This is a genomic window from Paraburkholderia sp. GW821-FHT02A12, from assembly GCF_059422005.1.
Genome location: NZ_JBWKWA010000002.1, coordinates 1,039,513 through 1,061,650 on the forward strand (window position 1 = coordinate 1,039,513; position 22,138 = coordinate 1,061,650).

At 63.7% G+C, this 22,138-nt stretch carries 23 protein-coding genes and 3 pseudogenes; 11 read left to right on the forward strand and 15 right to left on the reverse strand.

Translation table 11 applies throughout. From position 1 onward, the window contains the following. The first annotated feature begins 15 nt into the window (after positions 1–15). Together AC07WT_RS26035 and AC07WT_RS26040 are read left to right on the forward strand one after the other, a co-directional pair. Positions 16–999, forward strand: coding sequence for a LysR family transcriptional regulator (locus AC07WT_RS26035; RefSeq protein ID WP_494949147.1), 984 nt, complete (start codon positions 16–18; stop codon positions 997–999). Between the two features lie 71 nt (positions 1,000–1,070). Further along, positions 1,071–2,522 carry an aldehyde dehydrogenase family protein gene (locus tag AC07WT_RS26040; protein ID WP_494951045.1) on the forward strand — a complete coding sequence of 484 codons (1,452 nt, stop codon included), beginning with the start codon at positions 1,071–1,073 and terminating at the stop codon, positions 2,520–2,522. Positions 2,523–2,657: 135 nt separating this feature from the next. Here the strand turns inward: AC07WT_RS26040 and AC07WT_RS26045 are convergent, their stop codons facing one another. Then, complete coding sequence (locus tag AC07WT_RS26045; protein WP_494949148.1) at positions 2,658–3,635, reverse strand: 2-dehydropantoate 2-reductase; 978 nt, start codon at positions 3,633–3,635, stop codon at positions 2,658–2,660. Positions 3,636–4,053: 418 nt separating this feature from the next. On the opposite strand from AC07WT_RS26045, the gene AC07WT_RS26050 reads away from it, so the two are divergent. Beyond that, the gene (locus AC07WT_RS26050; protein WP_494949149.1) at positions 4,054–4,788 is read left to right on the forward strand and encodes a hypothetical protein; all 735 of its coding nucleotides are present in this window, start codon (positions 4,054–4,056) and stop codon (positions 4,786–4,788) included. Here the strand turns inward: AC07WT_RS26050 and AC07WT_RS26055 are convergent. The 3 genes from AC07WT_RS26055 to AC07WT_RS26065 all read right to left on the reverse strand — a co-directional run bounded on the left by AC07WT_RS26055 (position 4,775) and on the right by AC07WT_RS26065 (position 7,153). Beyond that, positions 4,775–5,395 carry a LysE family translocator gene (locus AC07WT_RS26055; RefSeq protein ID WP_492593049.1) on the reverse strand — a complete coding sequence of 207 codons (621 nt, stop codon included), beginning with the start codon at positions 5,393–5,395 and terminating at the stop codon, positions 4,775–4,777. The two genes, AC07WT_RS26050 and AC07WT_RS26055, sit on opposite strands and share 14 nt — an antisense overlap. 125 nt (positions 5,396–5,520) lie before the next feature. Beyond that, complete coding sequence (locus AC07WT_RS26060) at positions 5,521–6,024, reverse strand: hypothetical protein (RefSeq protein ID WP_494949150.1); 504 nt, start codon at positions 6,022–6,024, stop codon at positions 5,521–5,523. Between the two features lie 544 nt (positions 6,025–6,568). Beyond that, positions 6,569–7,153 carry an IMPACT family protein gene (locus tag AC07WT_RS26065; protein ID WP_492591521.1) on the reverse strand — a complete coding sequence of 195 codons (585 nt, stop codon included), beginning with the start codon at positions 7,151–7,153 and terminating at the stop codon, positions 6,569–6,571. A gap of 467 nt (positions 7,154–7,620) precedes the next feature. Here AC07WT_RS26065 and AC07WT_RS26070 point away from each other — a divergent pair, with 467 nt between their 5' ends. Together AC07WT_RS26070 and AC07WT_RS26075 are read left to right on the forward strand one after the other, a co-directional pair. Beyond that, a complete protein-coding gene (locus AC07WT_RS26070) occupies positions 7,621–8,247 on the forward strand; it encodes a LysE family translocator (RefSeq protein WP_494949151.1) in 627 nt (208 codons plus the stop codon). 45 nt (positions 8,248–8,292) lie between these two features. Next, positions 8,293–8,673 carry a hypothetical protein gene (locus tag AC07WT_RS26075; protein WP_494949152.1) on the forward strand — a complete coding sequence of 127 codons (381 nt, stop codon included), beginning with the start codon at positions 8,293–8,295 and terminating at the stop codon, positions 8,671–8,673. Positions 8,674–8,784: 111 nt separating this feature from the next. On the opposite strand, the gene AC07WT_RS26080 is transcribed toward AC07WT_RS26075, so the two are convergent. Next, on the reverse strand, positions 8,785–8,913 hold the full coding sequence (locus AC07WT_RS26080) for a hypothetical protein (RefSeq protein ID WP_494949153.1): 129 nt from the start codon (positions 8,911–8,913) through the stop codon (positions 8,785–8,787). A 134-nt stretch (positions 8,914–9,047) separates the two neighbouring features. Between AC07WT_RS26080 and AC07WT_RS26085 the strand changes: the two are divergent. Both AC07WT_RS26085 and AC07WT_RS26090 read left to right on the forward strand, forming a co-directional pair. Beyond that, a pseudogene (locus tag AC07WT_RS26085) lies at positions 9,048–9,209 on the forward strand (LysE family translocator); the annotation flags it as partial. 85 nt (positions 9,210–9,294) lie between these two features. Continuing rightward, the gene (locus AC07WT_RS26090) at positions 9,295–9,933 is read left to right on the forward strand and encodes a 2-hydroxychromene-2-carboxylate isomerase (RefSeq protein WP_494949154.1); all 639 of its coding nucleotides are present in this window, start codon (positions 9,295–9,297) and stop codon (positions 9,931–9,933) included. A gap of 53 nt (positions 9,934–9,986) precedes the next feature. Here the strand turns inward: AC07WT_RS26090 and AC07WT_RS26095 are convergent, their stop codons facing one another. After that, entirely contained in the window at positions 9,987–10,664 is a 678-nt protein-coding gene (locus AC07WT_RS26095) for a TetR/AcrR family transcriptional regulator (protein WP_494949155.1), read from the reverse strand. A gap of 67 nt (positions 10,665–10,731) precedes the next feature. Between AC07WT_RS26095 and AC07WT_RS26100 the strand changes: the two genes are divergently transcribed. Next, a complete protein-coding gene (locus tag AC07WT_RS26100; protein ID WP_494949156.1) occupies positions 10,732–11,370 on the forward strand; it encodes a glutathione binding-like protein in 639 nt (212 codons plus the stop codon). A 9-nt stretch (positions 11,371–11,379) separates the two neighbouring features. On the opposite strand, the gene AC07WT_RS26105 is transcribed toward AC07WT_RS26100, so the two are convergent. After that, positions 11,380–11,637 carry a DUF2866 domain-containing protein gene (locus AC07WT_RS26105; RefSeq protein WP_115105644.1) on the reverse strand — a complete coding sequence of 86 codons (258 nt, stop codon included), beginning with the start codon at positions 11,635–11,637 and terminating at the stop codon, positions 11,380–11,382. Between the two features lie 268 nt (positions 11,638–11,905). Between AC07WT_RS26105 and AC07WT_RS26110 the strand changes: the two genes are divergently transcribed. Next, positions 11,906–13,024, forward strand: coding sequence for a GGDEF domain-containing protein (locus AC07WT_RS26110; protein ID WP_494949157.1), 1,119 nt, complete (start codon positions 11,906–11,908; stop codon positions 13,022–13,024). A 46-nt stretch (positions 13,025–13,070) separates the two neighbouring features. Here AC07WT_RS26110 and AC07WT_RS26115 read toward each other — a convergent pair. From AC07WT_RS26115 to AC07WT_RS26130, 4 genes and pseudogenes are all read right to left on the reverse strand, one after another. Then, a pseudogene (locus tag AC07WT_RS26115) lies at positions 13,071–13,163 on the reverse strand (catalase); the annotation flags it as partial. Then, positions 13,160–14,956, reverse strand: coding sequence for a peptidoglycan D,D-transpeptidase FtsI family protein (locus AC07WT_RS26120; RefSeq protein WP_494949158.1), 1,797 nt, complete (start codon positions 14,954–14,956; stop codon positions 13,160–13,162). The pseudogene AC07WT_RS26115 and the gene AC07WT_RS26120, both read right to left, overlap by 4 nt. Positions 14,957–14,979: 23 nt before the next feature. Next, positions 14,980–15,450: a trimeric intracellular cation channel family protein gene (locus AC07WT_RS26125; RefSeq protein ID WP_494949159.1), complete on the reverse strand. Its 471-nt coding sequence runs from the start codon at positions 15,448–15,450 to the stop codon at positions 14,980–14,982. A gap of 275 nt (positions 15,451–15,725) precedes the next feature. Next, positions 15,726–17,267: a methyl-accepting chemotaxis protein gene (locus AC07WT_RS26130; protein WP_494949160.1), complete on the reverse strand. Its 1,542-nt coding sequence runs from the start codon at positions 17,265–17,267 to the stop codon at positions 15,726–15,728. A 144-nt stretch (positions 17,268–17,411) separates the two neighbouring features. Between AC07WT_RS26130 and AC07WT_RS26135 the strand changes: the two are divergent. Beyond that, positions 17,412–17,645, forward strand: a pseudogene (locus AC07WT_RS26135) (2-aminoethylphosphonate aminotransferase); the annotation flags it as partial. 55 nt (positions 17,646–17,700) lie between these two features. Here AC07WT_RS26135 and AC07WT_RS26140 read toward each other — a convergent pair. The 4 genes from AC07WT_RS26140 to AC07WT_RS26155 form a co-directional block, all read right to left on the reverse strand. Further along, complete coding sequence (locus AC07WT_RS26140) at positions 17,701–17,841, reverse strand: hypothetical protein (RefSeq protein WP_492591522.1); 141 nt, start codon at positions 17,839–17,841, stop codon at positions 17,701–17,703. 115 nt (positions 17,842–17,956) lie between these two features. Next, positions 17,957–18,661, reverse strand: a complete 705-nt coding sequence (locus AC07WT_RS26145; protein WP_492591497.1) for a PIG-L deacetylase family protein — start codon at positions 18,659–18,661, stop codon at positions 17,957–17,959. Positions 18,662–19,128: 467 nt separating this feature from the next. Continuing rightward, positions 19,129–20,667: a UdgX family uracil-DNA binding protein gene (locus AC07WT_RS26150; RefSeq protein WP_494949161.1), complete on the reverse strand. Its 1,539-nt coding sequence runs from the start codon at positions 20,665–20,667 to the stop codon at positions 19,129–19,131. Positions 20,668–20,799: 132 nt separating this feature from the next. After that, positions 20,800–21,387, reverse strand: coding sequence for a nucleotidyltransferase family protein (locus AC07WT_RS26155; RefSeq protein WP_494949162.1), 588 nt, complete (start codon positions 21,385–21,387; stop codon positions 20,800–20,802). A 150-nt stretch (positions 21,388–21,537) separates the two neighbouring features. On the opposite strand from AC07WT_RS26155, the gene AC07WT_RS26160 reads away from it, so the two are divergent. Further along, positions 21,538–22,107, forward strand: coding sequence for a cysteine hydrolase family protein (locus AC07WT_RS26160; protein WP_494949163.1), 570 nt, complete (start codon positions 21,538–21,540; stop codon positions 22,105–22,107). The last annotated feature ends 31 nt before the right edge of the window (positions 22,108–22,138 follow it).

The following is a 22,138-nucleotide window of genomic DNA, read 5'->3' on the forward strand; positions in this document are numbered from 1 at the left end:
CCCGCCAGCTACTTCATGAACGTTTCGTTGCAGCAGCTCAAGGTGTTCGTCGCCGTCGCGCGCGAGCGGAGCTTTACGCGCGCGGCCCGCGAATTCGATCTGACGCAATCGGCGGTGAGCCGCTGCGTGCGCGAACTCGAAGACGCTGTCGAGTTGAAACTGTTCGACCGCACCACGCGCCAGGTAGAACTGACTAATGCGGGCGCGAGTCTGGAACGGCGCATCGGCCGCTTGCTGGACGAAATCGAGCTGACGCTGGGCGAGGAGCGCGCCGCGTACGACGGACACACGGGCGTAGTGGTGCTGGCGAGCAATCCGGTGTTGTCGTCGGGTTGGGTGGCGGACGGTCTTGCGCGTTGTGCAGCGGCTTTTCCCGAGCTGATCGTGTCCGTCAAGGATCAACCGCAAAGCGGCGTGCTCGCGAGCGTCGAGCAAGGCGAAGTCGACTTCGGCGTGGTATCGGTGGCCGAACCGCTGGCCAGCGATCTGTTGCACGCGCAAGCGGTTTTCACGACCCCGCTGCATGCGGTCATGCCGCACACGCATCCGCTTGCGCGGCACGCCAGCGTCGCCTGGAGCGCATTGCAGGAGTGGGAGCTCGTCACCTTGAACGCCGACGCGGGCGTGCGCGCCGCGCTCGGTCTGGCGTTCGGCGTGCATGGCCTGAAACGGCGGCCGGTGCAGGAACTCGGCCATGTGGCGGCCGTGTCGCGCATGATCGAACTGGGTCTCGGCGTCGGCGTTTTGCCGATCGACGCCCATTGGCCCGCGCTTCACGCGCCGCTGGTTAGCCGGCCACTGGTTCCCGAAATGAATTTGACGACGATGCTGGTGCATCGTCGTCACCGCTCTCTCAGACCCAATGCCGCTGCGGCCTGGGCGCAGTTCGCGATGCCCGCGGGCGCTCCTTCGAATGCCGCCGGCGCCGCGCCGTCCGCTATGCACGGATCCGCGTGGCCTGTCGCGTCGGCTGGCGGCACGGTACTGCATGAGCCTTAAGCCCCTAGCTCTGGCCCCAGCGGATCTGCTGCCAGTCAGTCCACGCTACCTCTCACGCAAGGAGCTTCATGATGGAAACTGAAACCGACCTCAGGCGCCACGATTTGCTGATCGACGGCAAGCGCTTGCCGCCCGGCACCGGCGAATATTCCGTCGACATCAACCCGGCCACCGAAGAGCCTATCGCATTGGTCGCGCAAGGCAGCGTTGCCGATGTCGATACCGCGGTGCATGCAGCGCGCGCCGCGCTGAAAGTATGGAACGCGCTACGCGCAGCCGAACGCGGCCGAATTCTCGGCCGCCTGGCCGGTCTGATGCGCGCGAATCTGGATGAACTCGCCGCGCTCGAAAGCCTCGACGCCGGCAAGCCGATCTCCGCGGTGATGCGCCAGGACATTCCGGCGGCGATCGATACGCTCGAATACTACGCAGGCTGGTGCGACAAGATCAACGGCCAGGTGATACCGGTGCGCTCCGATGCGCTGACCTACACGCTGCGCGAACCGGTCGGCGTGGTCGCGGCGATCGTGCCGTGGAATTTCCCGCTGATGATCGGCATGTGGAAGATCGCACCCGCGCTCGCGTGCGGCTGCACGCTGATCGTCAAACCCGCGGAGATCACGCCGCTCACCGCGCTGCGTATCGGCGAACTCGCGCTGGAAGCGGGCTTGCCGCCGGGAGTACTGAATATCGTCACAGGCAAGGGGCGCGTGGTCGGCGATGCGCTGGTCGCGCATCCGGGCGTCGACAAGGTGACGTTTACCGGTTCGCCGTCGGTGGGGCGCGGCATTCTGCAAGGTGCGGCCGGCAACTTCAAGCGCGTGACGCTGGAACTCGGCGGCAAGTCGGCCAACCTGATCTTTCCGGATGCGAATCTCGACAATGCGGTCCGGGCGGCGTCGTCGGGGATTTTCTTCAACACCGGGCAGGTGTGTTCGGCGGGCTCGCGCATTCTCGCGCATCGCGACGTCTACGACGAAGTGGTCGAGCGCCTGGCGGCACGCGCGAAGTCGATCAAGGTCGGCGATCCGGCAGCGCGCGAGACGGCGATGGGGCCGCTCATCTCCGCCGCGCAGATGAAGACCGTGCTCGGCTATGTCGAAACGGGCCGGGCCGAAGGGGCGTCGCTCGTGACCGGCGGCGCGCGGGTGGGCAAGCGCGGCTTCTTCGTCGAGCCGACTGTGTTCGCCAACGTCGAGCATGAAATGCGCATTTCGCAGGAGGAGATCTTCGGGCCGGTGGCAAGCGTGATCCGCTTCAACGACGAAGCCGACGCGGTGCGAATCGCCAACGGTACGCTGTACAGCCTCGCGGCGGGCGTATGGAGCGCGGATATCGGCCGTGTGCATCGTGTCGCGCGCGATTTGCGGGCGGGGACGGTGTGGATCAACACCTACGGCTATACCGACGTGCGCTTGCCGTGGGGCGGCTCCGGCGACTCGGGTTTCGGCCGCGAGCACGGCGACGTCGCAATTGAAAACTTCACCGAGCCGAAGGCGGTCTGGCTCGCGATCGATCAATAGAATCGATCAATAGCGACGTTAAAAAAGGATCGAACGCCTGGCGTTCGATCCTCGTTCCGTCGGCTCGGTTTGCCTCGGTTTTCCTCGGGTGACCTCGGTTGACTTATCCCGCGCGTCGAAAAGCAGCACGGGCTCTCAATCGCCCTGCAATGCCATCCGCTCGCGCAGCTTCACCAAAGCGAGCACGACGTCGATGGTCGGCGTCGGTTCGGCGACAATGCGGCCCATTTCCTGCACCACTGTCAGCAACGGGTCGATCTCCATCGGACGGCGGTTCTCCAGATCGACCAGCGTCGAAGTCTTGTGCGCGCCGACCGCGCCCGCGCCGTCGATCCGTTTTTCCACGTCGACGCGAAAGTGCACGCCGAATTGATCCGCGATGCGCTTGGCCTCCAGCATCATCGTGCGTGATACCGCGCGCGTGCCGGGGTCGCTGGTGAGGACGTCGAGCGTGGCGTGCGTCAACGCGCTGATCGGGTTGAAGCAGAGGTTGCCCCACAGCTTGAGCCAGATTTCGTCGCGGATATTGTCGCGGATCGGTGCATCGAAACCAGCCGCCTGCATGATCTCGTGCAACTGTTGAATGCGCGGCGTGCGCTCGCCGCCCGGTTCACCGATCGGGAATTTCTTGCCGTACACATGCTTGATGACGCCGGGTTCGACGATCTCCGCGGCGGGATAGAGCACGCAGCCGATCGCGCGTTCGGGGCCGAGCTTCGTCCATTGGCTGCCGTCCGGATCGATGCTGGCAAGCCGGGTGCCGGCGAATTTGCCGCCATGCTGATAGAAGTACCAGTAAGGAATGCCGTTGACGCCCGTGACGATAGCCGTATGTTTGCCGAGCAGCGGCTGCATTGCATCGACCACGCCGGGCAGCGAGTGCGCTTTCAGCGTGACGATCACGAAGTCCTGCACGCCGAGTTCGCGGGGGTCGGACGTGCAGCGCACCGGCGCGCTGAACGTCTCGCCGTCCATTTGCAAGCGCGCGCCGTGTTCGCGCATCGCCGCGAGATGCGCGCCGCGCGCGATAAAACTCACGTCCGCACCCGCGCGTGCCAACTGCACACCCATCAAACCGCCAATCGCTCCCGCTCCGAAGATACAGATTTTCATGATGTCGCCCCTGTGACTATGAGAAGCCGTTTGCCCGTTGCCGCGCATGGCCGTGCGATGGCGGCGGGTCACTGTTCGAGCATACGGGCGCGGGTCGATTGCAGATAGTTAAAGTTTCTCGGACGATGCATTAGGGATTGGTTATGGAAAAAATGCCGCTGAACGTGGTTCGTGAGAAAGCGGATTCAATCGGAAAGCAGGGCGGTTGGTCGGACGAATCCGCCGATCGAATAGGAAATTTGTCAATCGAGAACGACGTGACCAAGAGGCGAATGCGCCTTCGCTGAAGTAATGCATTTGACAGGCATTGCGAACGGATTATTGGGAGTGATGCCATGAAGTCGAAGGTCGATTTGAACGATCGCGTCGTGTGTTTGCGGGTTGCTCCGGCGCGCGAGCAACGTGGCGTTGTGGGTGGATGTTCGACGCTTCGGCGTGGTCCGACACCAGGCTCAGCGCTATGCACACGGTGATGCGTCAAACCGTCGGCGCGAATTCCACGGATATCGAGAGCGTGCTCGCGCGCCTGCTCGACGTCATGCTGATCGCGCTCGGCGCGGCTCTGGCTTCGCTCCTGTTCATGGCGGACACGGGGTATTCGATTATCGAAGGCGCTTTCGTGGCGTTCGATATGTCGTTCGCGATTCTGCTGCTGCCATGGTTCGGGGTATACCGCTCGTGGCGAGGCCGCTCAAAGTGGCGTTTGAGCATCAACATCGTGATCGGCTGGATCGTTGTGCAGGGCTGCGGTCTTGCATTGATGTTCCTGCTCCACCGCACCGCGTCGGTGTCGCGGCTCTGGTGCGTGAGTTGGACCGCGCTCACCGCTCTGGGGCTCCTCGCGTCGCGCGTGCTGGTGCATGCGGCGCTCGGGCGGCTGAGGCGCGCGGGACGCAATTTGCGCCTGGTTGCCGTGGTGGGCGCGGGTGCGCATCACGACAAGGTGATCGCCGACATTCTGGGTTCGCCAAGCGCGGGCTTTCGGGCGGTTGCCACGTTCAATACGCAACCGGGCGTCGAGTCCGATTTGCCGGGTTTGCCGTCGTTCGGACACCTGTGCGAATTTGCGAACTGGGTGCGCAGTGTATTGACCTTTTTCAGTCGTTCTTGCTCTTCATCACCGCGGGCAAAGCACCGTCTCATCCTCTTTTGACCAGCAAAAAACTCACCCCAACCGCCGCCAGAAACGCCCCGCAGCAGCGGTTGAACCAGCGCCGGACCTTCGCGCGAACCAGCCACTTCCCAAGGTACATCCCAGCCCACGAGTAAAGCGCGATTGCCACCCATTCGAGCACCAGAAAGCTCGCGCCCAGCACCGCGAACTGCGGCAGTATCGGTTTGGCGATATCGACGAACTGCGGCAAAAATGCGGTGAAGACCAGAATCGCCTTGGGATTACCCGCGGCCACCAGGCACTCCTGCCGCGCGATACGCCATAGCGACGCGTCGTCCTGCTGCATCGTATGGATGGCAGGGGCGTCGCTGCGCCACAACTGGATCGCCAGCCAGATCAGATACGCCGCGCCGGCCAGTTTGATCGCGAGAAAGAACCACTCGGATGCGTGCAGCACGACAGCGAGGCCGGTCGCGGCCAGCACCAGCATCAGCGCGAACGCGACGAGCCGGCCGGTGCCGCCGACAAATGCCGTCATGAACCCGTGTCGCGCAGCAACATTGATCGAGAGAAGATTGTTCGGGCCGGGCGCGAGATTGATCGCGAAGCAGGCCGGCAGAAAGAAAAGCCAGGCGGTGATTGACATGACGGCTCGCACAAAAGAGGGACGGTTGACACGACCGAACGTGCGTGGCGGCAGGTGCCCAGCGCACGTTTCTCCGATTGTAGCGAAACGCTGCCGCCGCAGCCGTACTGATCCGGCTCGTCCGCTCAATTCACCGATTTGATGAAACATGGATCGCCGATCAGCGCTTCGACGCTCAGCTTGACCGTGTCCTCGATAGCGATGGTATTGCTGGTGAATTTGGGCGACTTTTGCCGGACGGTCCTGGTGGTTGAAAATACAACCTTCTGGGTAGCGGCATCGGTGATGACATAACGCATTTTCAGCGTCCAGAACGCCGGCGAACGTGCATCGTCCACCGTGAAATTCTCGATGCTGCCGCTCAGGATTCTCTTGCCTTCGTCGAGGTGGAAGCCGGCGATCTGCAAGCGGCTCACGATGCCGTTGCGCACCGCTTCGCTGATATCGCTTTTTAGCACGATGCCGGTCATTGCCGTGTTTTCGATCCGGTTCGGCGACACGCGCCCGCTGCGCGCCGGCATATAAACGAAGTCATGGGCCGGAGCGACGCTGAGCCAGCCCGTTGGCTGGGCCGCCGCGCGTGGCGAACTATTCAGGCCGAACCACGACCATGAACAAGCGGACAGCATCAACGGCAACGCGACGGCGCCGCAACCCTTGAGGACGGTGTATCTCAGGGCCGGACGAGGGCGGCTGAGCGATTGCAGCAGAGACAGACTCTGTTGCTGCGGCTCAGACGCTGTGCGGGAAAAAGCGGCGGTCGATGTCAGAGGAGGTGCCTTCTAAATTGAAACATATTCGAAAACGGCGGCCAGTCGTAAGACAAGATCATGCACGAGAACCGTTTGCCAGCCGGGTTCACGAAGCCTCCCCGGCGCGTTCGCGAATCCATACGGTCATGCGTCGTCCCGGTACAGAACAGCATGGTAACAGTGAGACGATCCCATGCATTTTCTGGCGTGGTTTAAGGCCAACGATTTTCAACATTTCCTGCTTGAGTTCACCCATCATAACGAGCCCACTTTTCTTGGCGGCGGGCGCCCCGAAGGAAGTCCTCTTGGGGGCAACGAAAAGTAGGTGCCGCCCCGCACAGGGGCAACGCTAGTAAGCCGATAAGAAGAGAGAGGCCACCGCCGCAGGCGAACAGACAACCAGCGCCGCTCAGGCAAAAAATCAAAAAAACCCGGCTTTCCCCTGAGTCATATCCACCAACTGCCGCTGGGCGTCATCAACGGCATTGACCGGCAACCGGACGGTCATCCGCACCAACATCCCATAAGCGCTTTCCACCAACGCATACTCCTGAGCCTCGATCCATCGACGTATCTTCGCCTCATCGGCATAGCCCACCTCGACGGTCAGCAAAACCTGAGCAATCCGCTCGACCCTTGGTGCATCGAGCAACGCCGAGGCAATCGCATCGGTATAAGCCCGCACCAAGCCGCCGGCGCCCAGTTTCACCCCGCCGTAGTACCTCACGACAGCTGCCAGCACGCCGTCCAGATCATGGTGCCGCAATACCTCGAGAATCGGCCTGCCTGCCGTGCCGGACGGCTCGCCATCGTCGGACATGCCCGACTGGCCGCCCGCCAGCAACGCCCAGCACACATGCGTCGCGGCAGGATGCGCCTCGCGCAGGCGACGCAATTCGGCCATCGCGGCGTCGCGGTCGGCGACCGGTATCGCATGCGCTATAAAACGACTCTTGCGAATCTCGAGTTCCGCGGTCAGCGCCGCAGGCAATGTATAGGTAGGCAAGGCAAGAACTTCGGTAGATGAAAAAACAGGACGCACGCGCTTCCATGTTCGCAATGGTAACGGATAGGCCATGCATGGCCGGCAAATCGCCCATACACAACCCACAACCGCCTCGCCGCGATTCTCGCCGATTCGGTAACGCTCCCTTGCGAAGTGACGCAATGACGTAAGACACTGCGTGCAGCATAATCATGGACGTGGCGAATCTAGCTCCCGGCTGGGGCGAAGCCAGATTCCTCGTCTGGCGATTCGTCACGCTTTCCTCTCGCTTTTTTCGCATTGCGCACACACCGTCGCGCGTGATGCTTTCCTCGCCGTATCTCCACGCGCCTCTACGCATATTCGCAAAAGACCTCTCAGCGCGCTCGCGCACCGCGCAGATCCAGATCCCATGTGTTCGTCTACAATCATTGGCTGAACGCGCGGCCGCTTACTTTCTGGAGGCAGCGCGTCGCCAAGGAGACGACATGCTTGATCTTTCAACGCTAGGGACGTTCGTTGCCGTTGTACTAGGGCTGTTTCTGATTCCCGGTCCAGCAGTGCTGCTGGTTTTGACGCGCACCGTGCATGGCGGTCGAAAGGCGGGCATTCTCACCGGCCTCGGCGTTGCAGTCGGCGATTTTATTCATACGCTAGGCGCGTCGGTCGGCCTGTCGGCGTTGCTGATGACTTCGGCGCTCGCCTTCAATGCCGTCAAATTCGTCGGCGCCGCCTACCTCGTTTATCTGGGCATTCGCGCATTGCGCGAAAAGCAGGCGAGCACGCATATGCCGGCTGTCGCGTCCGTGTCGGCTTCCAAAGCCTTTTTTCAGGCGATTCCCGCTGAGGTGCTGAACCCCAAGACAGCGCTGTTTTTCCTCGCGTTCCTGCCGCAGTTCGTCCATCCCGAGCACGGTTCTTCGTTCCTGCAGTTCGCGACGCTCGGATTGATCTTCGTTGGCATGAGCGCGCTTTATACGACGCTCATCGTGTTGACCATCCGTCCGTTGGGCAAGCTCGTCAAACGCTTGACGTGGCTCAGCCGCTGGCAGAACAAGATCATTGGCGTGCTGTTCATTTCGCTCGGGCTGCGCGTAGCGACGCAAACGCGCTGATTCAGCAGGGCGAGAGGTTGGTTTGCGCGCATAGCGAGCGTGCCCATGCTGCGGCTAGATGTTTCGGCGCTGCCGTCTCAAGCGGCTTTCTCGTGCGTACTCCATCTGGCCCTCGGTGCGGACAGCCAGCCGTTCCTGCCCGGCACGGCTCATCTGCCGCGTATCGTCGATCTCGCCGACGCGCAGCGCTTCCTGCGCGATCCTTATGCGCAGCGTCATCAGCGGTTCGCCGCGTTCGACCAACGAGCGATCCGTTGCGCGTGCCTGCTGGACGCCGGCGTCGATCAGGTTGCGCAACTCCAGCAGCGTGAGCCGTTGACGCTGGATCTCGAGGATCAGCCGCTGCACGGCCTGCTCGTCGCGGGTGCGCCACCAGGCGCGCAGTTCGGCGAGCGTCGGGGGTTCGAAGGGGGGAAGGCGCATTAGTCAGACGAAAAGCCTGTATATATGTACAGTATATCCCGTCTTGTTATGGAATCGCGCAGGTCGTGTTCGAGCGCTTGCAATGCCCCGGAAAGGACGGAGCGCGGCAGGGGTTCAGGAGAGCGCGAGCATGATCGTCGTGGAGATGACGATGATGAAAAGACACACGGCAGTCAGGATGTCATACGGATAGTTCATGTCGTGACCCCTAAACGTGGCGGATGGATAGGCGATCATAGGCATGACAATTTCCTGCGACTGTTAATGATTGCAAAGGCGGATTGCAAACGCGCGTTGCAACAGCGGCCGCCAAACCACACCGCGTCACTTCACAGCATCACCAAGCTTTCATCGAACGGAGAGTCGTCATGCGCGAAACCACGTTGCTTCTCTTTGCGGTAGTCGCTTACGCATTGCTTGGCGCGCGGGCGATCCGTGTGCTCAAGCGTTCCGGTGCCATGTGGCTCGAGCGCATATGCGGCGGCATGCTGGTGGCATTGGCAGGTTCGCTCGCGCTGTACCGGCGTCACAGCGCATAGGCGGCGCACCGCGGTATTTAATGCAAAGCATGCCGAACTATCGACTGCGATATCTCGCTGCGTATGAATCGGGGGAGAGGAAAAAATGAATGACGCTGTGTCTTCCGTGAACGCCGGAGTGTCCGAAATCGAGTTCTGGTTCGACTTCGGCAGCAATTACAGCTATTTGAGCGTCATGCGTATCGAAGCGCAGGCCATGCAACGGGGCGTGGCGATCCACTGGCGGCCCTTCCTGTTGGGGCCGATCTTTCGCGCCCTCGGTTTCGACAACTCGCCGTTCGTGCTGCAGAAGGAGAAGGGCGCCTACATGTGGAAAGACATGGAGCGGCAATGCCGCAAATACGGTCTCGCATGGGCGCGCCCAACAACCTTCCCGCGTACCGCCTTGCTGGCGACGCGCGTGGCGCTGCTGGGCGCGGAGCAGAGCTGGATCGCCGCTTACTGCCGCCGCATCATGCAACTGAACTTCGCATTCGATCGGGACATTGGCTCGATCGACGTGGTGAGCGAGGCGCTCGGCGAACTGGGTTTGCCCGCGCAGCAGATCATCGCCGACGCGCAAAGCGATGCCAACAAGCTGCGCCTGCGTGAACAGACGGCGGTGGCCGCGGCCAAGGGCATCTTCGGTGCGCCGACGTTTTTTGTCGGCGATGAAATGTTTTGGGGCAACGATCGTCTGGACGACGCATTGGCGTTGTGTGATTCGACCGCAACGCCCGGTTGAGTTTTTAACGCATCCGTTTTTTCGTCAGTTGTCTGTATTGTCAGACGCGACGATTACCGGACACGTCTCTTCGTTGCGGCTTTGCTCGCCGGTCCTGCCAACTCTCCCGCACTGCCGCATATCAACGCCACACCCGCGGTCGCGGTGGCCCGCAGCGACGCGCGCGAATCGCCCGCGCGGGCGCGCAGCGCGAGGCTGTGCAGAATCGCGGAGGCGATCTTCGCGAGCAGCGCGGGTTCAGCATCCGCTTGCAGTTCGCCTTTGGCCTGGGCGAGCCTGAAACGCTTCTCGAAGGTCTTGTCGTAGGTCCGCAGTCCTTCTGCGAGCGCAGCGCGCACCTCGGCGTCATCCACCGCTTCGACTGCGGCCGTGCCGATCATGAAGCAGCCGAGCTGAGCGCCGTCTGCCGGCAAGTACCACGCGAGCGCCTCGTCATACACACGCAGCAGCGCTTGCGGCAACGGCAGGTCTTCACCGAGCGCCTGAACCATCGCGAGGCGGCCGGCCTCGATGTAACGCTCGAGCGTCGTCAGATACAACGCATGCTTGTCGCCGAATGCGCCGTACAGACTCGGCCGGTTCATGCCGGTCGCGGCGCTCAATTGATCCAGAGAGGTGCCGGCGTAGCCGCTGCGCCAGAACACGTCTCTCGCATCGGCGAGCGCCTGGTCGGAATCGTAGGCGCGCGGGCGTCCACGTGGACGCACTTCTTTTTTTGTACTGGTCGGCATAAAAATTATGGAAAAAATGATTTATATGCAATATAGTACAAAAACATCAACGACAGGGAGTTGTCTCATGGATCTGTACTTCTCTCCGCTTGCGTGCTCGATGGCCACCCGCATTTCCTTGTACGAGGCGGGCGCGCAAGCCGGATACATTCAGGTGGATACGCAATCGAAGCAGCTGTCCGACGGTTCCGACTTTTATCCGATCAGCCCGCTCGGGCAGGTGCCGGTGCTGCGCACGGACGAAGGCTGGCTGTTGAGCGAAAACACGGCGATCCTGCCGTACGTGGCCGACCGTTATCCGGCCGCACGGCTTGTGCCGGTTGTGGGCACGCCGCAGCGCGCGCGGCTGCAACAATGGCTGGGTTTTATTGGTACGGAATTGCACAAGGCGGTGTTCGTTCCGCTGCTCGATGCGCGCGCGCCGGAAGATGTGAAGCGCTATGCGCGCGAGAAGGCCGGATTGCGGCTAAGTGTCCTGCAAAAACATCTGGCGCAAAACGAGTACCTGCTCGACGCTTTCAGTGTCGGCGACGCTTATCTGGTCACGGTGCTGAACTGGGCGTCGTATGGCGGCATCGACTTGTCGCAATGGCCGGCGGTTGCTGATTACTACAAGCGGTTGATGCAACGTCCGAGCGTTGCGAGGGCGGCGGCGGAAGAGTTCGCGCTGTATCGCGAGGAAGTGGCCAAACGTGCGAAAAGCTGAGTACGGGTGCTACTCGTCGCTTTGCTGGCAGAACCGGCGCCCCGGAATGTGCGACACGACCGCCTGAGCGATTTCAAGTGGCGTGCTTTCCGCGGGCACCACGCGGCGGCTCGATTCGGGGGTGTGTTTCATGGTCCATTCGACGAGCCTGTACGAGCGCCCCCAAGGGGGTTGCAATGGGTCCGAGACCTTGCACGAGTGGATCTGGCGTACCCATTCGTTGCCGGGCATGGCGCGCAGATGCTCGAATACCGTGTCTTCAACCATGGTTTGACTCCTTCTTCGCAGGCATGCAATCTTTCGGCGCGTCGGCGACACCCCGGAAAAAAAGCGCCGCCGATGTTTTGGCGGCTCAACAGGGGATGTTGAGCGCCATAGTTACAGGGAAGAATTAAGCCAAACTTAAGATCGCGCGTAAAAGCGCTTCCACTTACACGCGCTGCGATCCTGCCCTCAAGAGCTGGCGGAATCGGCCGTTATTACGGTGGTTGGGGGCATCGGCCCCGCCTCGCCTCCGGGCCGCATCGTTGATAACGTGACAAACCTCGCCCAAACGCCGCTTTCCGATCGCCTGCGCACGCTCGTCGATACCGTGCAGCACAACGAGCGCACGCTGCGGCGCTTTCAGAACGTCGAGTTGCGGTTGATCGGCTCGCAGGATTTCAGGTCCTTTCTCGACACGCTGTTCATCCATCTGCCGCAAGAATTCTCGCTGGCGAGCGTCAGGCTATGGCTCGACGACCGCGCGCCGATGCTGCTCGAACTGGTCGAGCCGGGCGCGTTGCAGGCCCTCGGCCAGACCGATCTGAAGACGTCACGCGAAGGAGGACTCGCCGCGCAGCGTCTGTGCGACGAGGGCTGGCCGTGGCTGGGGCAGCCGCGTGAACTGGACGAGCTCGCCTGCAGCGCATTTTTCGGTGAAGACGACTTGCCGGCGAGTGCGATCGTGCTGCCGCTTGCCGCCGGCGACAACGTCAGCGGCTATCTATGCCTCGGCAGCGATGACCCCGCGCGTTTCGGCGAAGGCATGGCCACGGATATTCTGGAACGCTTTGCGAGCATCGTCACAGCAAGTCTCGACAATGTCGCGCATCGCGAGCGGCTCAAGCAACTCGGCATGACCGACGCGCTGACTGGCCTCGCAAATCGCCGTTACTTCGACGAGCGGCTGCGCGAGGAGATCATGCGCGCCGCGCGTTATGCGACGCCGGTCGCCTGCCTGTTCATCGATATCGACTCCTTCAAGCGCATCAACGACACCTACGGCCATCAGACCGGCGACCGCGCGTTGGCGGCAGTGGCGGCCTGTGTGCGGCAACAGGTGCGTCTTGGCGATACCGTGGCGCGCTACGGCGGCGAGGAGTTCGCGGCGCTGTTGCAAGGCGATCGGGGCGATGCGCTGACGGTCGCCGAGCGTGTGCGGCTGGCGGTCGAAAAGCTGGATCTGCGGGACGATCACGGCGAACGGATCGAGTTGACTGTGTCGATCGGCGTGGCGGCGCGCACGATTGCCGGCGCGCCGGCGGATACAGCCACGCTTGGCCGGGCGATGATGGATGAAGCCGATCGCGCGATGTACCAGGCCAAACGCAATGGCCGCAATTGCATCGAAGCGATGGTGCAAGCGGCCGGCGATCACGCGCAACGTCGATAGTTGTCGGGCGGGCGCGGGACGTGTCGCTGAACGGGCACGCCCCGTGGCGTTCGGGAATGACTTCGCGGTCGAAATGCGCGAGCTTTTCGATCAGCCAGAAGTTCTGCAGCGTGATCGGGCCGCGCTGCCCGTCCGTCACGCATCCGGCGGCACGCCCAGCAACTGCAACGCGCCGCCCGTCACCGCGCCGAACACCGGACCGGCCACCGTCCCGCCATAGAACGCCTTGCCGGCCGGATCGTCGATCATCACCGCGACGATCAGCCGTGGGTCGCTCATCGGCGCCATGCCGACAAACAATGCGCGGTAGCGGTTTTTCGCGTAGCTCGCGCCGACCTGTTTGCGTGCCGTGCCGGTTTTGCCGCCGATCCGGTAGCCTTCCACCGCCGCGGCGCGTCCGGTGCCGCCGGGGCCGGTGGCCATTTCCAGCATCGAGCGGATTGCGCGCGCGGTGGCGGGCGTCGTGACCGCCTGGCCCTTGCGCGTGGCCAACGGCGCATCGGCGGCGGCGCGGCCGGCGCTTGCACCGCTTGCGCCGCTTGCGCCGCTTGTACCGCTTGCACCGCTTGTACCGCTCGCCGGATCCCGCAACAAACTCACGTGATGCATCGTGCCGTCGCCGGCGTACGCCGTGTAGACCTGGGCAATCTGCAGCAGCGACGTCGACAGGCCGTAGCCATACGCCATGGTCGCCTGTTCGATCGGACGCCAGCGCTTGTACGGGCGCACCTTGCCCGACGCGACGCCCGGAAAGGTCAGCTCGGGTCTGAGCCCGAGTCCGTATTCCTGATACTTGGTCCAGATCGTTTCGGCGGGCAGATTCAGCGCGAGCTTGGCGAGCGCGATGTTGCTCGACTTCTGCACCGCTTCGGCAACGGTCATCGCGCCGTGATTCGACGTGTCGTGAATCACCGCCGGGCCGATTTTGTACCAGCCCGGCGCGGTATCGATGACGCTTTGCGGCCGCACCTTGCCCTGATCGATCGACAGCGCGACCACCACCGGCTTGATCGTCGAGCCGGGCTCGAAGGTGTCGACCACCGCGCGATTGCGCAGTTGCCGCCCGGTCAGGCGAGCGCGGTCGTTCGGATCGAAGCTCGGATAGTTGGCGAGCGCCAGAATCTCGCCGTTGCGCGCATCGAGCACGACCACGCTGCCGGCTTCGGCGTGATGCCTGGCAATCGCTTCCTTGAGCTGCGCATAGGCGAGCTGCTGAATCCGCCGGTCGATCGTCAAATGGATTGTCTGGCCGTTCTGCGGCGGCACCAGCGGCCGTGTTTCGGACACCACCCGGCCGAGCCGGTCGCGGATCACTTCGCGCTGGCCGGGTACGCCGAGCAGCCGTTCGTTGGCAGCGAGTTCCACGCCCTCCTGGCCGTTGTCCTCGATATCCGTGAAGCCGACCACGTGGGCCGCCGATTCGCCCTCCGGATAAAAGCGCTTCGAATCCGCAATGTGCGTGATGCCGGCGAGGCCCAGTTTGCCGACGTGATCCGCGGTATCCGCATCCACCTGGCGTTTGAGCAGCACGAAGGCCTTGTCGGCGGTGAGCCGCCGGCGCAATTCCGCCAGCGGCAGATCGAGCAGCTTCGAAAGCGGTGGGAAGGCGGCCTCGTCGAGCAGCTTCGGCGTGGCCCAGATCTCGTAGGTCGCGAGGCTCACAGCGAGCATCGAGCCATTGCGATCGACGATCCGCCCGCGCGTCGCATCCAGTTCGATGGTGCGCTGATAGCGCTTTTGCCCCTGATCGACGTAGAAGTCCTGATTCACCACCTGCACCCAGAACGCGCGGCCGGCCAGCGACGCGAAGGCGCCGAACACCAGCAGGACGACGAATTTCGAGCGCCACATCGGCAGGCGCGCGCTCAGCAAAGGGTTCTTCGCGACCGGCGCGTACGGATCATGCGACTGCGATTTCTTCTTCTGGATCATGGGTGCGGATAGGAACAGCGGGATTAGCCTGCACCGCCCGAATCGGCGGCGGTAAATACCTTGAGTTGCCAACGAAACCGCACGGCCCGCATGCGCACTGCGAAGCCGCTCGCCAGCACCGCGAGCGAGGCCGGCCCCGGCGCCACGTCGCAGGCTTGCAAGGCGACGTACAGCGCACCGGCGCCGAGCGCGATGCTGGCGTACAGCTCCTTGCGCGACCCGTGCGGTATCGGGTTGCACAGCAGGTCGCGCAGCCACTTCGCGCCCGCCGCGGCAACCGTTGCCGCCCCGATTGTAATCAGAACGTAATCTTGATGCGAGACCCATGCAAGCGGATCGTGACCGAGCAGCACATCGCGCACCGTGCCGCCGCCGAGCGCGGTGACGGTGCCGACGACGCACAGGCCGAAGCGATCCATGCAGCGGCGCATGCCCATCAGCGCGCCGGACATTGCTTCGGCGACGATCGCGAGCAGGTGGAGGAGGTGGAGCAACCTGACGGCGAGCCTTGCCGGGACGGCGCTCGCGGGGCGCTCCCCGGGGGAGTCCGGTGGCGAGGCGCGCGTCTGAAAAGCGGCTGTTTGGGCGGGGGGCGGATAGTGTGCGGACGGGAGTGGCCGGGAAAAACAAAAAAGCCGCGCGGTTTGAAAAATCCGCGCGGCCGGTTCGTTCGATTAATGCGTCAACTCCGACGCGGCGTGTTAAGAGGCGCTCCCTGTCTGTCGAGCGCCTTCTTTTTTGCGCTGCACTGCGGAGTGGACACGCAGCCTCAGGCCGGCAGAGCGAAGCTCGAAATCGCCTCGCGCAGCACGCCCACCTGATCTTTCAGCGAATGTGCCGCGGCGGCGGCTTGCTCGACGAGCGCCGCATTCTGCTGCGTGACCTGATCCATTTCGCCGACTGCGCGATTCACCTGCTCGATGCCCGCGCTTTGTTCGCGCGATGCGTTGCTGATTTCCTCGAGGATTTCATTGACGCGGCGCACCGATTGCACGATTTCGCCCATCGTCGAACCGGCGTTGGCGACCAGCGCGGCGCCTGCTTCGACGGTGCCGGTGGAGGTCTCGATCAGCGCCTTGATTTCCTTGGCGGCCGTGGCCGAGCGTTGCGCGAGGCTGCGCACTTCCGCCGCGACGACAGCGAAGCCGCGTCCCTGTTCGCCCGCGCGGGCCGCTTCGACGGCTGCGTTGAGCGCGAGGATATTGGTCTGGAACGCGATGCCGTCGATCACGCCGATGATGTCGCCGATCTGCCGCGAGCTGCTGGTGATTTCACCCATCGTGCGGACCACGTCGTCGACCACGCGGCTGCCGCGCGTGGCGACATCCGCGGCCTGGCCGGCGAGTTGCGCCGCGTGCTGCGCGCTGTCCGCGTTCTGTTTTACGTTGACCGTCATCTGGTCCATGCTCGACGCGGTTTCGACGAGCGCCGCCGCCTGTTCTTCGGTGCGTTGCGAGAGATCGGTGTTGCCGGCGGCGATTTCGGTCGCGCCGACATTGATGTTCTCGGTGCCCTGACGCACGCGCGAAACCGTATCGACGAGCCCGGCCTGCATGGTGCGGAGCGCGTGCAGCAGGCTGCCGGTGTCTTCGGGGCGAACCGGCACGCGCATAGCGAGGTTGCCGCGCGCCATGTGTTGGGCTGCGTCGACGGCCGCTTCAAGATCGCCGCCGAGCGAGCGGCGGACGCTGCGCAGAACCAGCAGCATGACGGCCGTGGCGATTGCGCCGAGCGTCACGGTGATGACGAGCCAGCGCAGCAGGCTGGCGTAGAACGCGCGCTGCACGTCGTCCATGTACATGCCGGTGACCATATACCAGTCCCACGGCGCGAAGTGGAGCGCGTAGCTGGTCTTCGCGACGGGCTGGTCGCTGCCTGGCTTGGCCCACAGATAGTCGACGAAACCGCCGCCGTCGCGATTGCCTGCGTTGACGATGTCGACGAACAGGTGGTTGCCTGCCGGGTCAACGAACTGCGCCAGGTTTTTGCCGACGATTTCCTTCTTGATCGGATGCATCAGCATGACGGGCTGCGAGTCGTTGACGGAGATGTAGCCGTCTTTGCCATAGCGCATGGCGGCTAATGTTTCCAGCGCCTGCTTTTTGGCTTCGTCTTCGGTGATCGTGTGTTGCTGCGCGAGGGTGTAGTAGCGGTTGACGATGTGGTTCGCCTGGTCGATCAGTGAAGTAAGTTGATCGCGGCGGTCGGAGATCATCGCGGCGCGGTTTTGCCACGCGCCGAAGCCGCCGATCAGGATCAGGCCGGTCCAGAGGACGGCGATCATTGAGGCCAGTTTTTTGTTCAGAGTCATAGGCGGGGATTTGTTCCAGGTGGTCGGTCTGAGACTTTGTGATTCGCTTGCAGCAACGGGCCTGTCGATGACTGTGTTTACGGCTTTGATGCGCGATGGGTAGAGGGCGGGGAAACCCTTGTGTATTTGTCTGATTTTTTGCCTGCGCGGCGCGCGGCGCTCGGCGCTCGCGCAAGCGGCGAGGCGCACGTATTACCTGGATCTCGGGACGGCGTGTCGTATCCGCAGTTGCACGACGCATTGAAGGCGCGCGGTTTCGTCATCTATGCCGGTCAGGGCTGCCTGTCGGCCGAACTGTTCCGTATCTCGACAATGGGCGACATTCACGCGGCCGATATCGACCGCCTTCTGCAAGGCTTGACCGAACTCACGCGCTGATCGTCGGACCGGCGTTCATGACGGTGTTCATGACAATGCTCATGAACGCGCGGTCTCACACCGGATCCTTGTCCGGCGGTCCCTCCGGCCGCTGCGGTTCCTCGGTGTGATGACCGGGCGACGGCGGCACCAGCGGATCGCCTTCCGGGTCGCGGGTCGGGTCGGCGTGCGGATCGGGAATCGGACTGGTATGCATGTCGTAGCTCATTGCATCACCTTGAAGTAGAGAAGTGGGCCAATACTGCGGGCGGCGGTTGAGTACGTGCCTGCCGTTCTTTTCAAGCGTAGGCGATTCGACACGCGCCGGGCGGCTACTTTTTCGGCCGGCGGCAGACGCTGAGTTGCCAGTAACGTTCGGCGGCGAAAACGTCCTCGTAGTTGCCCGCGCCGAAGGCGCGCAGCTGGCTTTCGTACGCATTGACGGCTTCGCGTTTGAGCAGCGCCTGGCGCTCCGGATCGATCGTGTGATGCGCGCCCGGATGCGCCGGCGTCGCGACGATGCCGCGCCGCGCCAGATCGGCGAGCCGCGCTTGCACGACGCCGGGCGTGCGCCGGCGGATCGCTTCCTCGTAACCGAACCACTTGAGATGCGACAGGCGCGGCAGGATTTCGCAGCAGGCTTCGTACACCCGCTCGTGGTCGGCGTGATTCAGGCCGAGCGGCATCAGCAGCGTGTTGGCGGTCGAGCGGTAAATGATTTCTTCGAGCGCCGCCGCCAGCGTGGCGATCGACGGCGAGTCGAGGTACTGGCCGTCGCGAAACGGCATGCGCAGCGGAATTGCGTCGAGCACCTCGAGTGCGCGGTTGTCTTCGAGCGTGCGTGCGTGGACTGCCTGATGGGCGTCCTTGAACCCCGACTTTTCATCCCATTCGGTATGCATTGCCTGCTCGGGCGGGGCGGCGAATACCGTGCAGACCGCGGCATCGGGATGCGCGGCGAGTAGTGCGCCGCAACTGAACACGGCGTCGTCGAAATGGGGCGAGACGATGAAAAGGCGCGGGCTGGTTTCGCTCATGGATAGTGTGGTGGGGTGGGCGCGCAGGCTGCATTCGACGCTTGGGCGTTGCGCTCGAAATCGCGGTTTCACATCAGCTTAGGCGGAATCGGAACGGCTTGCGTGACAGTCTTGGCGCGCAAGCGGCATGCCCGGCCGCGGCGATCCGGCACTTGCCTCCCGCAGACGCTCGCCGTTGCGGTTTTGAGGTCTCCCGAACTTCCTCACCTTCGAGCGGCGTACGGCGTTCGGCAAATTGTTGCCTGGGACGCAACGCTGTCGGGTTCGCTGGGTTCGCTGGCTGTTCGTTCTGGCTGTTCGTTCCGCCTGTTCGTTGTTTGGCTGGCCGGTTGGTCGTTAGCGCGGGCTAAAGAAGCTTTTACGCGGCTCTTTTACGCGGGGCTCGCCATTCCGGGTTGGCGGGCGCGTGGCGCGCAGGTTCGTTCGCGCGGTTCATGTGGCTTCGGGCGGGTTTGGGCGCGGTGCTCTCAGCCGTCCGCCAGTTTCGCCGCGCGGCTGAAAGCCGTCACGATCGTCGCCTCGATGTCGGCGCGCAAGCGGGCGTCGGCGGTTCGCAGCGCATACGCCGGGTGATAGGTCGGCACGACCAGGCGCCCGCCGTGGAAGATCGTCTGACCGAGGTATTCGGACAGATTGACGTGCGCGCCCGTCAGCGCCTTCAGCGCGGTCGCGCCAAGCGTGACGACGACGCGCGGCGCGATCCGCGTAAGTTCTCTTTCGAGCCAATACTGGCAAGCTTCGACCTCGCGCCGCGCAGGCGTACGGTGGACGCGCTGCTGGTCGATCAATTCCCACTTGTAATGCTTGACGGCATAGGTCAGATACAGCGTCGCGCGTTCGACGCCCGCGCGCGCGAGCACGGTGTCCAGCAGCTGGCCGGCCGGTCCGGTGAAGGGTTCGCCTTGCCGGTCTTCGTGCTCGCCGGGCTGTTCACCGACCACCATGATTGCCGCATCCGCCGCCCCGGCGCCCGCAACCGCGTGCGTCGCATTGCGCCATAAAGCGCACCGCCTGCAGGCGGCGAGCGGCCCGCGAGGCTCGAGCAACGGCGGCGTCAGCGCCGAATACTCGACCGGCGGCGCGTCCGGTACCGTAATAGGGGCGCTTTGTGCGCCAAGACGGCTGCGCGCCCGTGCGAGATGCGCGGGTAACGGCGGACCAGCCGGCGGCGTTCGCCAGTAGCGCAGCGGCACCGGGGATGGCGCCGCATTGAAAGCGCTTGCGTAATACGCGAGCCAGAGCGCTTCAGTGGGCTCGCTGGTGATGGCTTCGCCGGTCATGGCGCTCGCGGCCGACGCCTGAGCGGGGGCCTGATCTGACACCGGAGCAGACGCCTGAGCAGACGCCTGAGCAGACGCCTGAGCAGACGCCTGAGCAGACGCCTGAGCAGACGCCGGAGCAGACATCTGATCTGACGCCGGGGCGGCGTATTCGGCCTCGTCTGGGAGCGGCCGCCCGATGCGCAGCAGCATTCCATTCCAGAATGCCGCGCCGTGCGGGGTGACCAGCGTCCACGTGGAAGCGCCCATGCGGGGGGCGAACCGCGCGGCGGCGCGCTCCAGCAAATCGTGATGCGGCTCGTACCAGCCGACGAACTCAGGCGGACCCATCGACGGATCGCGCCGTCTGAACAGCGTAAGCGTGAGCAGATCGTCCGTTTCGTGCTCGATGGCCCGGATGCGCTGATCGAGCAGCGCGCCGTCGGCGTCGTTGAGATCGAGGACGTTGCGCTCGCCGTGCGTCCAACGCCACAGGACGCGATACAGCAGCGCCCAGCGGTCCGGCGCCCGAAAGCAGCCAGCCGTTTTCAGCCAGGCGAGCAGTTCGCGAGGAATCGCGGGGACGGCCGCGGCAGTGGTGGCGGTGCCCGAAGTGTTCTGTTCGGGCGCCGCCGCGCCGTCAGATTCGATCCACTCGATCTGCCCAGGCTCGACACCTTGCCGCAACAGCGTTCGTGCGGCGCGCCGCCACGCGGCAAAAGACGGTTCGATCGGAATGCGTTTCATGCTGATGCGCCGTGGATGTGCGCACCGCGTTATGCGCCGATCCATACGGCCAAAATACTGTATGGATGTACAGTGTGCGCCTAAACGTACGCCTGGAGCAAGCGTGCCGCCCGGGAGCCCGCGTCGACCGCGCTAGACATGACGCAAGTCCTCCGGTGTATCCACGTCGCGCAGAATCCCCGGGTCGTCGACATCCAGCCGTGTCACATGCTGCGACATCAGCAGCGAGCGCGCGCCGGTGTCGCCGTCGAGCGTCATCAACGCTTCGCGATGTTCGACGCCGAAGCCAACAGGATGGCCGCGCTGTCCCTGATAAAACGGTGCGACCAGCGAAGCGCCGCCATCGAGCGCGCGAGCCACGGCTTCGATCGTCGTGACGGCGATGCGCGGCATGTCGGCGAGCGCGACGACCCAGCCTTCGGCGTCCTCGCTGGCCTCGATGCCGGCGGCGAGGCTCGCGCCCATGCCGCGCTCCGCTTCGGCGGCGAACACCACGTCGCAACCGGCGTCGTTCAGCAAGCGCGCGAGTGCGTCCGAGCCCGGTCGCACCACGGCCAGCACCCGCGAGACGACCCTCAGCAGCCGATGCGCGGCTTCGTGGGCGACCGGCGTGCCGTCGGGCATTCGCGCAAGCAGTTTGTTGTGCAGGCCGTCCGGGTCGAAGCGCGACCCTGAGCCGGCGGCGAGCAGCACGCCTGTGGCGAGCGAGGCGTAGGCCATGGGCGGGCACCGGTAGGAAGGATGGGGTCGATTGTGCGATGCAACGCAGTTGCAGGCAAGCGCGAATGCATCGGCTAAGGTGTGCCGCGATGCGCGCCCGTGCTCGTACAATGAGCCGCTTACCTCACATCAAAGCGGACCTTCCTCGCCATGAAGCGCCTCGACGACAACGCCGCGCTGATCCTGATCGATCTGCAAAAAGGCATTCAGCATCCGAAGCTCGGCCGCCGCAACAACCCGGACGCCGAACGTAATCTCGCGGCCTTGCTCGCACATTGGCGCAAGACCGCGCGGCCGATCGTCCACGTGCGCCACATTTCCCGCGAGCCGGAATCGGTGTTCTGGCCGGGGCAGAGCGGAGTCGGGTTTCAGGCGGCGTTCGCGCCGGGCGGCCACGAGCATGTTGTCGAAAAGAACGTGCCGGATGCGTTCATCGCGACCGCCCTCGAACGTTGGCTGCGGGTGCGGCAGATCGCCGAAGTGGTGATTGCGGGTGTCATCACGAACAACTCGGTTGAATCGACCGCGCGCACGGCTGGCAACCTGGGCTTCAAGACGCTAGTGGCAAGCGACGCGGCCTTCACGTTCGACATGCACGACCTGAACGGCCGCATGTGGGCGGCCGAAGACGTGCATGCGCTTTCGCTTGCCAATCTCGCGGCGGATTACGCGGAGATCGTCACCACGGTCGAGATCGTGAGCCGCGCTGCCGGCGCTTAACGGCCCACTAACCGGCCCACACAGAGCGGCC

What these genes read in the sequence shown, in the direction of transcription:
- AC07WT_RS26095 (WP_494949155.1), bottom strand. Translation starts at nt 10,664, where the DNA reads ATGCCGACCAGTACAAAAAAAGAAGTGCGTCCACGTGGACGCCCGCGC.
- AC07WT_RS26070 (WP_494949151.1), top strand. Translation starts at nt 7,621, where the DNA reads ATGCTTGATCTTTCAACGCTAGGGACGTTCGTTGCCGTTGTACTAGGG.
- AC07WT_RS26150 (WP_494949161.1), bottom strand. Translation starts at nt 20,667, where the DNA reads ATGAAACGCATTCCGATCGAACCGTCTTTTGCCGCGTGGCGGCGCGCC.
- AC07WT_RS26050 (WP_494949149.1), top strand. Translation starts at nt 4,054, where the DNA reads ATGTTCGACGCTTCGGCGTGGTCCGACACCAGGCTCAGCGCTATGCAC.
- AC07WT_RS26120 (WP_494949158.1), bottom strand. Translation starts at nt 14,956, where the DNA reads ATGATCCAGAAGAAGAAATCGCAGTCGCATGATCCGTACGCGCCGGTC.
- AC07WT_RS26075 (WP_494949152.1), top strand. Translation starts at nt 8,293, where the DNA reads ATGCTGCGGCTAGATGTTTCGGCGCTGCCGTCTCAAGCGGCTTTCTCG.
- AC07WT_RS26160 (WP_494949163.1), top strand. Translation starts at nt 21,538, where the DNA reads ATGAAGCGCCTCGACGACAACGCCGCGCTGATCCTGATCGATCTGCAA.
- AC07WT_RS26100 (WP_494949156.1), top strand. Translation starts at nt 10,732, where the DNA reads ATGGATCTGTACTTCTCTCCGCTTGCGTGCTCGATGGCCACCCGCATT.
- AC07WT_RS26060 (WP_494949150.1), bottom strand. Translation starts at nt 6,024, where the DNA reads ATGCTGTCCGCTTGTTCATGGTCGTGGTTCGGCCTGAATAGTTCGCCA.
- AC07WT_RS26155 (WP_494949162.1), bottom strand. Translation starts at nt 21,387, where the DNA reads ATGGCCTACGCCTCGCTCGCCACAGGCGTGCTGCTCGCCGCCGGCTCA.
- AC07WT_RS26105 (WP_115105644.1), bottom strand. Translation starts at nt 11,637, where the DNA reads ATGGTTGAAGACACGGTATTCGAGCATCTGCGCGCCATGCCCGGCAAC.
- AC07WT_RS26045 (WP_494949148.1), bottom strand. Translation starts at nt 3,635, where the DNA reads ATGAAAATCTGTATCTTCGGAGCGGGAGCGATTGGCGGTTTGATGGGT.
- AC07WT_RS26140 (WP_492591522.1), bottom strand. Translation starts at nt 17,841, where the DNA reads ATGCATACCAGTCCGATTCCCGATCCGCACGCCGACCCGACCCGCGAC.
- AC07WT_RS26090 (WP_494949154.1), top strand. Translation starts at nt 9,295, where the DNA reads ATGAATGACGCTGTGTCTTCCGTGAACGCCGGAGTGTCCGAAATCGAG.
- AC07WT_RS26055 (WP_492593049.1), bottom strand. Translation starts at nt 5,395, where the DNA reads ATGTCAATCACCGCCTGGCTTTTCTTTCTGCCGGCCTGCTTCGCGATC.
- AC07WT_RS26130 (WP_494949160.1), bottom strand. Translation starts at nt 17,267, where the DNA reads ATGACTCTGAACAAAAAACTGGCCTCAATGATCGCCGTCCTCTGGACC.
- AC07WT_RS26035 (WP_494949147.1), top strand. Translation starts at nt 16, where the DNA reads ATGAACGTTTCGTTGCAGCAGCTCAAGGTGTTCGTCGCCGTCGCGCGC.
- AC07WT_RS26080 (WP_494949153.1), bottom strand. Translation starts at nt 8,913, where the DNA reads ATGCCTATGATCGCCTATCCATCCGCCACGTTTAGGGGTCACGACATG.
- AC07WT_RS26145 (WP_492591497.1), bottom strand. Translation starts at nt 18,661, where the DNA reads ATGAGCGAAACCAGCCCGCGCCTTTTCATCGTCTCGCCCCATTTCGAC.
- AC07WT_RS26040 (WP_494951045.1), top strand. Translation starts at nt 1,071, where the DNA reads ATGGAAACTGAAACCGACCTCAGGCGCCACGATTTGCTGATCGACGGC.